Origin of the sequence: Streptomyces zhihengii, assembly GCF_016919245.1 — a bacterium.
GTDB lineage: Bacteria > Actinomycetota > Actinomycetes > Streptomycetales > Streptomycetaceae > Streptomyces > Streptomyces zhihengii.
Genome location: NZ_JAFEJA010000002.1, coordinates 616,957 through 632,526, shown reverse-complemented (window position 1 = coordinate 632,526; position 15,570 = coordinate 616,957). Strand labels below are relative to the sequence as shown.

Here is a 15,570-nt window from a genome sequence, read left to right as displayed (position 1 = left end):
ATCGAGAGCGTCTGCCGGGCGCTGACAGGGGCGAGCTCCCTGTCGAGGTAGTCGACGAGGGCGTCCGGGGTCGGGTGGTCGAAGACGAGAGTGGTCGGCAGCGACAGCCCGGTGGCCGCGGCGAGCAGGTTGCGCAGTTCGACCGCCATCAGGGAGTCGAAGCCGAGGTCCCGGAACGCGCGCTGCGGCTCGACCGCCTGCGCACCCGAGTGCCCGAGAACCGTGGCGGCCTGCCCCCGCGCCACATCCAGGAGGATCTGGCGTCGCCTGTCCCCCGGCACACCGGCGAGCTGCTCCCGCAGTCCGGACCCGGCGCCTTCGGGCGACAGCAGCGTCACAGCGGCCTCGGCCACCTCGGTCAGGAGCCGGCTGGGACGCACCGACGCGAACGCGGCGGCGAAACGCTGCCAGTCGATGTCCGCGACGGTGATGTCGGTGCCGCCGAAGTGGATGGCTTCGGCGAGCAGACGCAGGGCGAGGTTGGCGTCCAGCGGCCGCACGCCGGTGCGGTGCAGGCGTCGGACGAGGGCGCTGTCGGCGGCCATGCCGCTCTCGGCCCACGGGCCCCAGGCGATGGACGCGGCCGGCAGACCGCGCTCACGGCGCTGCTGGACCCAGGCGTCCACCCAGGCGTTCGCGGCGGCGTAGTTCGCCTGCCCGGCATTGCCGACCGTTCCCGCCATCGACGAAAAGACGACCAGCCACTCCAGCGGCAGCCCCGCCGTCACGGCGTCCAGGGCGGCAAGGCCGTCGGCCTTCGGCCTCATCACCGACGCCAGTCGCTCCGGGGACAGACCGTCCAGCATGCCGTCGTCCAGCACACCCGCGGCATGCACGACGCCGGTCAGCGGCCACTCGGCGGGGACGGCCGCGATGACGGCGGCGAGAGCATGGCGGTCGGCCACATCGCACGCGGCGACCGTGACCTGGGCGCCCAGCGCGGCCAGTTCCTCGACCAGGCCGTCGGGCGCGACACCGCCGCGGCTGGTCAGGACCAGATGCGGGACGCCCCGGCCGGACAGCCACCGTGCCACCTCGACGCCCAGGGCCCCGGTACCGCCGGTGACCAGCACGGTGCCGGACGGGCTCGGGTTCCACGCCTCGTCCACCACCCCGACGGACACGGCACGGGCCAGGCGGCGGCCGAACACACCGGAGGCGCGCACCGCGACCTGGTCCTCACCGGCACCGGCGGCGAGAACGGCGGCGAGCCAGGTGCCGGACCGGGTGTCCAGGGCTTCGGGCAGGTCGACGAGACCGCCCCAGCGACCGGGAACCTCCAGCGCCGCGACCCGGCCCAGACCCCACACGGCCGCCAGATCCGGACGCGCCGGCCGGTCGGAACCGCCCACCGACACCGCGCCACGCGTCAGCACCCACAGCGGCGCCGACACCTCACTCAGTCCTTGCACGGTCGCCAGCGTCTCGGTCACGTCACCGGCGACCAGGACGACACCGGCAACCCCCGGGAGCTGCGCCACCTCGTCCACCGGCGCGGTCACCACCGTCGCGCCGGCATCGGACAACGCGTCGGACACCTCGGCGTCCTCGGAGCCGACAACCGCCCACAGGCCGGACAGTGCGGCCGGTGGCATGCCGTCCAGCGGCTTCCAGGTGATCCGGTAGCGCCACGAGTCGAGCGTCGACCGCTCCTGGTGGCGCTGCCGCCACGCCGACAGGGCCGGCAGCGCCGACTCCAGGCCCGCGAGCTCCTGGAGATCCCCACGCTCCACCGCATCCCAGAACGCGGCATCGACCTGGTCTCCGACGCCGGCGGAGGCGACCGAAGCCTCCGGCCAGAACCGCTCGCGCTCGAACGCATACCTCGGCAGATCGACGGTCCGCCCGCCCCAGCCCGCGAACACCCCGGGCCAGTCGACATCCACACCCGCCGCCCAGAGGCGGCTGATGGCGGTCAGCGCGGTCTCGGTCTCGTCCCGCTCCTTACGCAGGACGGGGACGAACACCACCCCGCCGACGGTCTCCTGGGCCATCCCGGACAGAACGCCGCCGGGACCGAGCTCCACGTAGCGGCTCACACCCAGCTTCGCGGTGGCCACCACGCCGTCGGCGAAGCGGACCGTGTCGCGGACCTGGTTCAGCCAGTACTCCGGCTCCTGCATCAGCCCCGGCTCGGCCACCGCACCCGTCAGGTTGGAGACGACGGAGATGCGTGCGGGGTGGAACGTCAGGCCGTTCAGGACGCGGCCGAACTCCTCCAGCATGGGTTCCATGAGGGCGGAGTGGAACGCGTGCGACACCGAGAGGATGTTGTGCCGCAGACCCTGCTCGACGCATTCGGCGGCGTAGCGCTCGACGGCTTCGATGCTGCCGGAGAGGACGACGGAGGTGGGGCCGTTGACGGCGGCGATGTCGAGTCCGGAGTCGGCGATGTCGGCTTCGGTGGCCTGGACGGCGAGCATGCCGCCGCCGGCGGGGAGTGCCTGCATCAGGCGGCCGCGTTCGGCCACCAGCACGCACGCGTCGTCGAGGGACAGGATCCCGGCGACGTGGGCGGCGGTGATTTCGCCGAGGGAGTGGCCGAGCAGGACGTCCGGGGTCACGCCCCAGGACTCGACGAGGCGGAACAGGGCGACTTCGAGGGCGAAGAGGCCGGCCTGGGCCCACATGGTCCGGTCGAGGTCGGCGCCGTCGGTGAGGACGTCGCGCAGGGGGCGTTCGAGGCGCAGGTCGAGGCGGGCGCAGACGGCGTCGAAGGCGTCGGCGAACACGGGGAACTGTTCGTAGAGCCCGAGTCCCATGCCGGTGCGCTGGGAGCCCTGGCCGGTGAACAGGAACGCGGTCCGGCCTTCGGAGGCGATGTCCGAGGCGAGGATGGTGGTGTCCGAGCCGAGGACTGCGCGGTGCTCCAGGGCGGCGCGGGTGGTCGCCAGCGACCAGGCGATGTCCACCGGGTTCACCTGGGTCTGGCCGGCCGTGAACGACCGCAGGCGCTCGACCTGTGCCTGGAGCGCGGTCTCGGTCTTCGCCGACACCACCCACGGAACCAGGTCGGGTCGCGTCACCGACGGCTCGGTGATCAGTTCCTTCGCCGCGGGTTCCGGTGCCTGCTCCAGGATGACGTGGGCGTTGGTGCCGCTGATGCCGAAGGAGGACACGCCCGCGCGGCGCGGACGGTCGGTCTCGGGCCACGAGCGTGCCTCGGTGAGGAGTTCCACCGAACCCGCCGACCAGTCGACCTGCGGGGAGGGCTCGTCGACGTGCAGGGTCGGGGGCAGCACTCCGTGCCGCAGCGCCATGATCATCTTGATGACGCCGGCGACACCGGCGGCGGCCTGCGTGTGGCCGATGTTCGACTTGATCGACCCCAGCCACAGCGGCTCGCTGTCCTCGCGGCCCTGGCCGTAGGTGGCGAGCAGGGCCTGGGCCTCGATCGGGTCACCGAGGCGGGTACCCGTGCCATGGGCTTCGACCGCGTCGATGTCGGTGCCGGTGAGCTGGGCGTTCGCCAGTGCCTGGCGGATGACCCGCTGCTGGGAGGGCCCGTTGGGGGCGGTGAGGCCGTTGGAGGCGCCGTCCTGGTTGACGGCGCTGCCCCGGACGACGGCGAGGATGTGGTGTCCGTTGCGCTGGGCGTCGGAGAGCCGCTCGACGAGGAGGAGGCCGGCGCCTTCGCCCCAGCCGGTGCCGTCGGCCGCGGCGGCGAAGGCCTTGCAGCGGCCGTCGGAGGCGAGTCCGTCCTGGCGGTCGAACTCGGCGAACGCACCCGGCGTGGCCATGACGGTGACACCGCCGACGAGCGCGAGTTCGCATTCCCCGGAGCGCAGTGCCTGACCGGCCCAGTGCAGGGCCACCAGGGACGACGAGCAGGCGGTGTCGACGGTGACGGCCGGGCCTTCGAGGCCGAAGACGTAGGAGATCCGGCCGGAGAGCACGGCGGCCGCGTTGCCGACGGCGGCGTGTCCGTCACCCTGGTCGTCGGAGACGGCGAGCAGGTGCATGTAGTCCTGGCCGTTCGTGCCCGCGAACACGCCCACGCTTTGTCCGCGCAGCGACCGGGGGTCCATGCCCGCCGACTCGAACGTTTCCCACGCCGCTTCCAGGAGCAGGCGCTGCTGCGGGTCCATGGCCAGGGCCTCGCGCGGGCTGATCCCGAACAGGGCGGGGTCGAACTGGTCGGCGTCGTGGACGAATCCACCGACACCACCCGCGACACCGGCCAGTTCCGTCGGCCATCCGCGGTCCGCCGGGAACACCGACAGACCGTCCACCCCGCCGGCCACCAGGTCCCACAACTGCTCCGGCGAGGTCACCCCGCCCGGGAACCGGCACGCCATACCCACGACCGCCAGCGGCTCGTCCGCACCCACCGGAGCCGCCACCGCTGCCGGCACCACCACACCGCCGGTTCCGGCGAGTTCGGTGAGGAGATGACCGACCAGGGCCTCGGGGGTCGGGTGGTCGAAGACCAGGGTGGTCGGCAGCGACAGCCCGGTGGCCGCGGTCAGCAGGTTGCGCAGTTCGACCGCCATCAGGGAGTCGAAGCCCAGATCCCGGAACGCGCGCTGCGGCTCCACCGCCTGCGCACCCGAGTGCCCGAGAACCGCGGCAGCCTGCCCCCGGACCACATCCAGAAGCACCTGACGACGCTTACCCTCCGACAGACCCGAAAGCTGCTCTTGCAGCTCGGATCGGGCAGCGGTCGGCAGGGGTATGGCCGCCGTTGCCGTGGACGAGGTGATCCCGTCCAGTAGCGGGCTGGGGCGCACTGACGCGAAGGCGGGGGCGAAGCGTTCCCAGTCGATGTCCGTGACGGTGATGTCCGTGCCGCCGAAGTGGATGGCTTCGGCGAACAGGCGCAGGGCGAGGTTCGCGTCCAGCGGACGTATTCCGCCGCGGTGCAGGCGTCGGACGAGGGTGCTGTCGGCGGCCATGCCGCTCTCGGCCCACGGGCCCCAGGCGATGGACGCGGCCGGCAGACCGCGCTCACGGCGCTGCTGCACCCAGGCGTCCACCCAGGCGTTCGCGGCAGCGTAGTTCGCCTGCCCGGCATTGCCCACGGTTCCCGCTATCGACGAGAACACCACCAGCCACTGCAGCGGCAGCCCGGCCGTCACGGCGTCCAGGGCGGCAAGGCCGTCGGCCTTCGGCCTCATCACCGACGCCAGGCGCTCCGGGGACAGACCGTCCAGCATGCCGTCGTCCAGCACACCCGCAGCGTGGACCACGCCGGTCAGCGGCCATTCCGTCGGGACACCCGCAACCACCCGGGCGAGAGTCTCCCGGTCGGCGGCGTCGCACGCGGCCACCGTCACCTGGGCGCCCAGCGCCGCCAACTCCTCGACCAGGCCCTCGGGTGCGACACCACCACGGCTGGTCAGGACCAGGTGCGGGACGCCCCGTCCGGCCAGCCAACGGGCCACCTCCACACCGAGTGCTCCTGTGCCGCCGGTGATCAGCACGGTGCCGGACGGGCTCGGGTTCCACGCCTCGTCCACCACCCCGGCGGACACCGCCCGTACCAGACGGCGGCCGAACACACCGGTCCCACGCACCGCGACCTGGTCCTCACCGCCACCGGAGGCGAGGACACCGGCGAGCTGGGAACCGGCACGGGTGTCCAAAACCTCGGGCAGGTCGACGAGACCGCCCCAGCGACCGGGTACTTCCAGTGCCGCGACCCGGCCCAGACCCCACACCGCAGCCAGATCCGGATTGCCCGGCCGGTCGGAACCGCCGACCGACACCGCGCCACGCGTCAGCACCCACAACGGCGCCGACACCTCACCCAGCCCCTGCACCACGGCCAGCGTCTCGACCGCACCAGTGGCGACGAGCACCACACCGGCCACGTCCGACAGCTGCGCCACCTCGCCCACCGGCACGTGCACCACGGTCGCGCCCGCGGCGGCCAGCGCGGCCGAGACTTCCGCGTCCTCCGTGCCGACGACCGCCCACAGGCCGGACAGTGCGGCCGGCGGCATGCCGTCCAACGGCTTCCACGTGATCCGGTAACGCCAGGAGTCCAGCGTCGACCGCTCCCGGTGACGCTGCCGCCACGCGGACAGCGCGGGCAGCGCCGACTCCAGCCCGGCGAGCTCCTGAAGATCCTCACGCTCCACCGCGTCCCAGAACGCGGCGTCCACCAACTCGCCCGCACCAGCGGCCGCGATCGCAGCCTCCGGCCAGAACCGCTCACGCTGGAACGCATAAGTCGGCAGATCGACAAACCGGCCGCCCCAGCCCGTGAAGAGCGTGGCCCAGTCGACGGGGACACCCGCCGCCCACAGACGGCTCAGCCCGGTGAGTGCGGTGTCGCTCTCGTCCCGCTCCTTGCGCAGAACCGGCACGAACACCGCGTCGCCGACGGTCTCCTGAGCCATCCCGGACAGCACTCCGTCCGGGCCCAGCTCCACGAACCGCGTCACACCCAACTCCGCGACGGCCGCGACACCATCCGCGAAGCGCACCGTGCCACGGACCTGGTTCAGCCAGTACTCCGGCCGCTCCATGTCACCGGCCTCGGCCACGGCGCCCGTCAGGTTCGACACGACCGCAATCCGCGCCGGGTTGAACGTCAACCCGCCCAGCACCCGGCCGAACTCGTCCAGCATGGGTTCCATCAGGGCGGAGTGGAACGCATGCGACACCGAGAGGATGTTGTGCCGCAGGCCCTGCTCGACACATTCGGCGGCGTACCGCTCGATCGCCTCAACGCTGCCGGACAGCACGACGGAGGTCGGGCCGTTGACGGCGGCGATGTCCAGACCCGAGTCCGAGACGTCTGCCTCACTCGCCTGCACCGCGAGCATCCCGCCACCCGCCGGCAGCGCCTGCATCAACCGGCCCCGCTCGGCCACCAGCACACACGCATCGTCCAGGTCGAGGATCCCGGACACATGCGCGGCACTGATCTCACCCAGCGAGTGCCCCAACAGCACATCCGGCGTCACGCCCCACGACTCCACGAGCCGGAACAGCGCCACCTCCAGCGCGAACAGCCCCGCCTGCGCCCACACCGTCCCGTCGAGACCGACACCGTCGGCCAGAACCTCCCGCAGCGGACGCTCCAACCGGGCGTCCAGCCGACCGCACACCGCGTCGAAGGCATCCGCGAACACGGGGAACGCCTCGTACAGCCCCAGGCCCATACCGGCCCGCTGCGACCCCTGCCCCGTGAACAGGAACGCCGTCCGCCCCTCACCCGCGACACCCGCGGCCAGCACATCCTCACCGGAGGCCAGCACCACCCGATGCTCCAACGCCGCACGCGTGGTCGCCAGCGACCAGGCCACGTCCACCGCGTCCAGCTCGGGGCGCTGCGCCGTGAACGACCGCAGCCGCTCGACCTGCGCCCGCAGCCCGGCCTCGGACTTCGCCGACACCACCCACGGCACCTGCTGCGGCACCACCGGCGCCCGCTCCGGCAGCCGGGTCGGCTCGGCGGGCTCCGGCGCCTGCTCCAGGATGACGTGGGCGTTGGTGCCGCTGATGCCGAACGAGGACACCGCCGCGCGCCGCGGACGGTCACCGGTCTCGGGCCACGAACGAGCCTCGGTCAGCAGTTCCACCGCACCGGCGGACCAGTCCACCTGCGGCGACGGCTCGTCCACATGCAGCGTCGCCGGCATGAGCCCGTGCCGCAGGGCCATCACCATCTTGATCACACCCGCGGCACCCGCGGCCGCCTGCGTGTGGCCGATGTTCGACTTCACCGACCCCAGCCACAGCGGCTCGCCGCCCTCGCCACGCTCCCGGCCGTACGTCGCCAGCAGCGCCTGCGCCTCGATCGGATCACCGAGACGCGTGCCGGTGCCATGGGCCTCGACCACGTCCACATCCGCACCGGTCAGGTGGGCGTTCGTCAGCGCCTGGCGGATCACCCGCTGCTGTGACGGACCGTTCGGGGCCGTCAGACCGTTCGACGCGCCGTCCTGGTTCACCGCACTGCCGCGGACCACGGCCAGCACCTGATGCCCGTTGCGACGTGCGTCCGACAGCCGCTCCACCAGGAGCACTCCGATGCCCTCGGACATGCCGGTGCCGTCGGCGGCGGACGCGAACGACTTGCAGCGGCCGTCCGATGCGAGGTTGTCCTGCCGGTCGAACTCGGTGAAGATCCCGGGCGTCGCCAGCACGGTCACACCACCGGCGAGAGCGAGCGAGCACTCGCCGGCGCGCAGCGCCTGGACCGCGGAGTGCAGGGCCACCAACGACGACGAGCACGCCGTGTCGACGGTGATCGCCGGCCCTTCGAGGCCGAAGGCGTAGGCGACGCGGCCGGACAGGACGCTGCCGGCGTTGCCGGTGCCGAGGAAGGCGTCGACTCCCTCCGGGACGCGGCCCATGCTCGCGGCGTAGTCGTGGTACATCACGCCGGCGTAGACGCCGGTCCGGCTGCCGCGCAGTGACGTCGGGTCGATGCCCGCCGATTCCAGCGTCTCCCAGACCGTCTCCAGGAGCAGCCGCTGCTGGGGGTCCATGGCCAGGGCCTCGCGCGGCGAGATGCCGAACAGCTCCGCGTCGAAGCGGTCCGCGTCGCGGACGAAGCCGCCGACCGGTGCGAACGGCGCGCCCCGCAGGGCTTCTTCCCAGCCCCGGTCCGCCGGGAAGTGGGACATCGCGTCGCTGCCGCCGGCCACCAGCCGCCACAGGTCGTCGGCGGAGGCGACGCCGCCGGGGAGGCGGCAGGCCATGCCGACGATCGCGATCGGCTCGTCGGATGCGGTGCCGGTGACGGTGGTCGGGGTGGCGGGGGTCGGGCTGGTTCCGGTGATCTCGCCGTGCAGGTGTTCGGCGAGGACGAGGGCGGTGGGGTGGTCGAAGACGAGGGTGGCCGGCAGGCGCAGGCCGGTCGCCGTCTGGAGGCGGTTGCGCAGGCGTACGGCGAGGAGTGAGTCGAAGCCGAGGTCCTTGAAGGGGCGTCCGGGTTCGACGTCCTGCGGTCCGGCGTGTCCGAGGACCGCGGCGATCTCGGTCCTGACGAGGTCGAGCGCGGCTCGTGTCCGTTCGGCCTCGGACAGTCCGGCCCATTGCGCCGTCCACGCACCGGCACCGTCGCCGGCCGCGTCCGCGGCGCGGCGCAGTCGGCGGCGGGCCAGGGCCCGGAGCATCGGCGGTGTGTCGCCGTCGACGGTCACCGCGGTGTTCAGCCGGACGGGCAGGACGTGCGGGCGGATCGAGGCGCGGGCGACGTCGAACAGGGCCATGCCGTCCTCGGAGGACAGCGTGCCCGTCAGCTCGGCAGCGCGGGCCGCCTCGGCTGCCGCCAGGTGGCCGGTCATTCCGGTCGCCTGCTGCCACAGGCCCCAGCCGATCGAGACGCCGGGTCGGCCCTCGGCGCGGCGTCCGTGCGCCAGGGCGTCCAGGAACGCGTTCGCCGCGGCGTAGCCGGCCTGGCCGGCGGCCCCGAAGGTGGCGGCGGCCGACGAGTAGAGGGCGAACAGGCCGAGGTCGGTGGCCGCGGTGAGTTCGTGCAGGTTGACGGCGCCGTCGACCTTGGCGCGCAGTACGGTTTCGACGCGCTGCGCGGTGAGCGATTCGATCATGCCGTCGTCGAGCGCCCCCGCGGCGTGGATCACCCCGGTCAGGGGGGCGTCGTGCGGGATGGCGGCCAGGACGTCCGCGAGGGCGGCCCGGTCCGCGATGTCGCAGGCCACGATGTCCACGGCGACGCCGGTCGCGCGCAGGGTGTCCGCCAGCTCCGTCGCACCGGGTGCGTCGGGGCCCTGCCGGCCGAGCAGCAGAAGACGCCGGACGCCGGGTTCGTTCGCGAGGCGCCGGGCCACCAGGCCACCGAGGACGCCGGTCCCGCCGGTGATCAGCACGGTGCCCTGGAGGCGCCCGGGGTCCGGCACCGCCCGGCGTTCGGCCGGTGTCGTCCGGACGACGCGCGGGACGAGGATCTCACCGCCCCGCACGGCCAGTTGTGATTCGCCGGCCGCCACGGCGCGCGCGATCCGCTCCCAGTCGGGCAGCGGCGCGGCCGGGTTGTCGGTGTCGAGCAGGACGAAGCGGCCGGGGTGCTCGGTCTGTGCGGTCCGGGCCAGGCCCCACACCGCTGCCGCGGCGGGGTCGGCGGGCGCAGCGGCGGGGTCGGTCGGTGCGCCGGCGGGGTCGGTCGCCATGGCGGAGCAGGTCAGCAGAACCAGCGGGGTGGACTGCTCGCTCTCGTCGCGCAGCCGCTGCTGGATGACGTCCAGCGCGCGGAGAACCAGGGTGCGTGCGCGGTCGGCGGTCGAGGCATGTGCCGGGGCGGACGCGGTGGAGGTGAGGTCGGTGAGCTGCCACGGTGTGTCCGGGGCCGTGTCGCCGGGAAGGGCGTCGGTGGCGTGGACGATCGGCAGAGGCTGCCATTCGACGGCGAAGAGTGCGTCCCCGACGGCCGGCCCGGTGTCATCCGCATTCCACGGACGCACGGTCAGTGAGCGGACCCGGGCCAGCGGCGCGCCCGTGCCGTCGGCGATCTGGAGCGAGACGGTGTCGGCGCCGGCCGGGGACAGCCTGACGCGCAGGACGGACGCACCCGTCGCCTGCAGCGACACCCCGGACCACGCGAAGGGCACGGGGGTCGCGCCGGAGTCGTCGAGGAGGCCACCGGCACCGAGTACGTGCAGTGCGGCGTCCAGCAGGGCGGGGTGCAGCCCGAAGCGGGCGGCGTCCTCGCCTGTCGACGCGGGCAGCCGCACTTCGGCGAGGGCGTCGTCACCGACGCGCCATGCGCGGTGCAGGCCCTGGAACGCCGGTCCGTAGCCGTAGCCCGATGCGGTCAGGGCCGGGTAGAAGCCGTCGAGGTCGATCGGCGTCGCGCCCGGCGGCGGCCACGCCGAGAGGTCGGACGCGTCGGAGACGGGGGCATCGGAAGCCGTGGCGTCGGCGAGGACACCGTCCGCGTGCAGCACCCACTCGCCACCGGCGGCGGCGTCGTTCTGTGCGTGGACGGACACGTCGCGATGGCCGTCCTGCCCCGGCGCGCCGACGCGCACCTGGATCCGCGCACCGCCGGTCGCGGGCAGCAGCAGGGGCTCGTGGAGTGTCAGTTCGAGGACTTCGTCGCAGCCGGTCTCGTGGCCGGCGCGGAGCGCCAGTTCGACGAAGACCGTTCCGGGGACCACCACGCGGCCGTGCAGCATGTGGTCCGCCAGCCAGGGCTGCGCCGACACCGACAACCGCCCGGTGAGGACGACGTCCTCGGCGGTGGCCAGGACGACGGACGCGGCGAGCAGCGGATGGTCGGCTCCCACCAGGCCTGCGGCCGCGACGTCTCCCGCACCGGCGCTGGGGCGGAGCCAGTAGTGCTGGTGCTGGAACGCGTACGTCGGGAGGGGGACGCGGCGGCCGGTGAGGACCGTCGTCCAGTCCACGTCGACGCCCGCGACCCACGCCTCGCCGAGCGCGGACAGCACCCGGCGCAGCCCGCCCTCGTCCCGGCGCAGCGTGCCGAACACGGCGGCGTCGGTGCCGGTCGCGTCGACGGTCTCCTCGATCCCCACGGTGAGGACCGGGTGGGCACTGACCTCGATAAACGTGCGCATGCCCTGGTCGACAAGGGTACGCACGGCGGTCTCGAACTCCACCGTGGAACGCAGGTTGTCGAACCAGTACTGGGCATCCAGTGCGCCGTCGACGGCGGCACCGGTCAGCGTGGAGAACATCGCCACCGAACCAACCGCCGGACGCACCTCCGCCAGATCCGTCAGGATCCGCTCCCGCAACTCCTCCATCTGCGGCGAATGCGACGCATAGTCCACCGGAATCCGCCGCGCACGGATCTCGCGCCGCTCACACTCCGCCACCAACTCGTCCAGCGCCTCCACGCCACCCGAGACGACGGTCGAGGAGGGGCCGTTGACGGCGGCCACGGACACGTTCAGGCCGGAGGCCAGCTCCTCAACCACCGCGCGCCCGGCCGCGACGGACACCATGCCGCCACCACCCGCGACCGCCAGCAGCGCCCGCGACCGCAGAGCCACCACCCGAGCCGCATCCTCCAACGACAACCAGCCCGACACACACGCCGCGGCGATCTCACCCTGCGAATGCCCGACCACCACCGACGGCGTAACACCGGCCGACCGCCACACCTCGGCCAGCGACACCATCACCGCCCACAACACCGGCTGGATCACATCCACCCGGTCCAACGGCCCATCGTTGAGCAGGACAGCCGTCAACGACCAGTCCACATGCGGCGCCAACGCGGCCTCGCACTCGGTGAGCCGCTCCCGGAACACCGGAGACGACTCCCACAACTCCCGCGCCATCCCCAGCCACTGAGACCCCTGACCCGGGAACACGAACACCACACCACCACCGGCACCATCGGCAGCCGCACCGGCCCCTGAGACCGTGGACAGGCTGGCCAGAAGCTCGTCCCGGCCCTCACCCACCACCACGGCACGGTGCTCCAGCGCGGCCCGGCCCGTCGCCAGCGACCAGCCCACATCCGCCGGAGCCAGCTCCGGCCGCTCCGCCACGAACGACCGCAACCGCTCGACCTGCGCCCGCAACCCCGCCTCGGACTTCGCCGACACCACCCACGCCGACGCACCGGCCGCCGGCGTCGCTGCAACGGACTCCGACACAGGCTCCGGCTCAGGGGCCTGCTCCAGGATCACGTGCGCGTTCGTCCCGGACATCCCGAAGGACGACACACCCGCCCGCCGCGGACGACCCACCTCAGGCCAGGAACGCGCCTCGGTCAGCAACTCCACAGCACCGGCCGACCAGTCCACCTGCGACGACGGCTCATCGACATGCAACGTCGCCGGCAGGACGCCGTGCCGCAACGCCATCACCATCTTGATCACACCCGCGACACCGGCCGCGGCCTGCGTGTGACCGATGTTCGACTTCACCGAACCCAACCACAGCGGCTCACCGCCCTCGCCACGCTCCCGGCCGTACGTCGCCAGCAGCGCCTGCGCCTCGATCGGATCACCCAGCCGCGTGCCCGTCCCATGGGCCTCCACCGCGTCCACGTCCGCACCCGTCAGCCGGGCATGCGCCAGCGCCTGGCGGATCACCCGCTGCTGCGACGGACCGTTCGGCGCCGTCAGACCGTTCGACGCACCGTCCTGGTTCACCGCACTGCCCCGCACGACCGCCAGCACCTCGTGCCCGTTCCGGCGCGCGTCCGACAACCGCTCCAGGACGAGGACGCCGACGCCCTCGGACCAGCCGGTGCCGTCGGCGGCCGCCGAGAAGGTCTTGCAGCGGCCGTCGGCGGCGACGCCGCCCAGGACCTGGAACTCGGTGAAGATGTCCGGTGTGGTCATCACCGTGACGCCGCCCGCGACGGCCAGTTCGCACTCCCCCGCGCGCAGCGACTGGGCGGCGAGGTGGAGGGCGACCAGCGACGAGGAGCACGCCGTGTCCACCGTGACGGCCGGGCCCTCCAGGCCGAACGTGTAGGAGACGCGGCCGGAGATCACGCTGGTGGCCGAGCCGGAGACGAGGTGTCCCTTGGCCTCGTCCGGGAGGTCGGCGCCGACACCGTAGTGGCTGGATCCGGCGCCGAGGAAGACTCCGGCCGGCTTGCCCCACAGGGTCGTGGAGTCGATGCCCGCGTCCTCGAAGGCCTCCCAGACCGCTTCCAGGGCCAGTCGTTGCTGCGGGTCCATCGCCAGGGCCTCGTGCGGGCTGATCCCGAACAGGCCGGCGTCGAACCGGGTCGCCGTGTCGAGGAAGCCGCCGCGCAGGGCGAAGCGGGCGTCGGCGAGGGCGGCTTCCCAGGAGCGGTCGGTGGGGAAGGAGGTCATCGCGTCGGTGCCGCCGGCGAGCAGGCGCCAGAACTGCTCGGCGCTGTCCGCGTGGCCGGGGTACCGGCAGCTCATGCCGACGATGGCGACGGGGTCGTCGGCGGGGGCCGGCTCCACCGCTGTCGTCGGTGCTGCCGGGGTGGCGATGTCGGTGATGCCGCCGAGGAGTTCGCCGAGCAGGAACTCGGCGAGCGGGGCCGGGGCGGGGTGGTCGAAGACGAGGGTGGCCGGGAGGCGCAGGCCGGTCTCGGCGGCGAGGCGGTTGCGGAGTTCGACCGAGGTGAGCGAGTCGAAGCCGAGGTTCTTGAAGGCCCGGCGGGGTTCGATCGCGTCGGCGGAGGCGTGGCCGAGGACCAGGGCGACCTGGGTCCGGATGACGTCGACGACGAGGTTGATCCGGTCCTCGCGCGGGAGCGCGGCGAGCCGGTGGGTGAGGGACGGGGCGTCGGCCGCGCGGGCGCTCACGGCGCGGCGCGGTGCCGGGCCGGCGAGGTCCGCCAGGATCGGCGGAACGGGGACGCCCGCGGAGCGCAGGGCGGTGACGTCGAGGTTGGCCGGGACGATGTGCGGGCGGTGGGTGGTGCTCGCGGCGTCGAAGAGGGCCAGGCCCTGCTCGGCGGAGAGCGGTGCCCCGAAGCGGGCGGCGCGTGCCAGGTCGACGTCGGTCATCCGGCCGGTGACGTCGCTGGCCTCGTTCCACAGGCCCCAGGCCAGCGACACCCCGGGCAGCCCGTGGGCGCGCCGGTGGCGGGCCAGGGCGTCCAGGAAGCTGTTGGCGGCGGCGTAGCCGCCCTGGCCGGCCGGGCCGAGCTGTGCGGCGACGGAGGAGTAGAGCACGAAGGCGGTGAGGTCGTGTCCGGCGGTGAGCTCGTGCAGGTTGACGGCCGCGTCGGTCTTCGGGCGCAGGACGTCGTGCAGCCGCTGGCGGTCGAGTGTTTCGAGGACGCCGTCCTCGGCGACGCCGGCGGCGTGGACGACGGCGGTGAGGGGGTGGGCGGCGGGGATGCCGGCGAGGGCGGTGGCGAGGGCGGTGCGGTCGGCGGCGTCGACGGCCAGGACGGTGGCGTGGGCGCCGAGTTGACCGAGTTCGGTGACGAGTTCCGCCGCGCCGGGGGCGGCGGGGCCGCGGCGGCTGAGGAGCAGCAGGTGCCGGATGCCGTGCTCGGTGACGAGGTGCCGGGCGAGGTGGGCGCCGAGGGCGCCGGTGCCGCCGGTGATGAGGACGGTGCCGTCGGGGTCCGGGGCCGCCGGGACGGTGACGACGTTCTTGCCGATGTGGCGGGCCTGGCTGATGTGGCGGAGCGCGGCGACGGTGTCGCGGATGTCCCAGGTCGTCGCCGGGGGGAGCCGGAGTGCTCCGCGGTCGAACAGGGCGAGGATCTCGGTGAGGATCTCGCCGAGGCGCCGGGGGCCGGCCTCGGTGGGGTCGAAGGCGCGGTAGCGGACGCCGGGGTGGTCGGTGGCGACCTGGTCGGGGTCGCGCAGGTCGGCCTTGCCCATTTCGGCGAGGCGGCCCGTGGGGGTGAGCAGGCGCAGGGAGGCGTCGAGGAGGTCTCCGGTGAGCGAGTTGAGGACGATGTCGACGCCGCGGCCGCCGGTGGCCGTGCGGAAGAGGGTCTCGAAGTCGGCGGTGCGGGAGGAGGCGATGTGGTCGTCGTCGAGGCCGGCGGCGCGCAGGGCGCTCCATTTGGCGGGGCTCGCGGTGCCGTAGACGTCGAGGCGGAGGTGGCGGGCGAGCTGGACGGCGGCGGTTCCGACGCCGCCGGTGGCGGCGTGGACGAGGACGGATTCGCCGGGTTGTGCCGCGGCGACGTCGACGAGTCCGTAGTAGGCGGTGACGAAGGCGACG

At 73.4% G+C, this 15,570-nt stretch carries 2 pseudogenes; both read right to left on the bottom strand.

The features are described 5' to 3' along the window. Window positions 1-41 precede the first annotated feature (41 nt). Window positions 42-10,310, bottom strand: a pseudogene (locus tag JE024_RS42695) (type I polyketide synthase); the annotation flags it as partial. A gap of 66 nt (window positions 10,311-10,376) precedes the next feature. Next, a pseudogene (locus JE024_RS42690) lies at window positions 10,377-15,470 on the bottom strand (SDR family NAD(P)-dependent oxidoreductase); the annotation flags it as partial. Window positions 15,471-15,570: the final 100 nt, after the last annotated feature.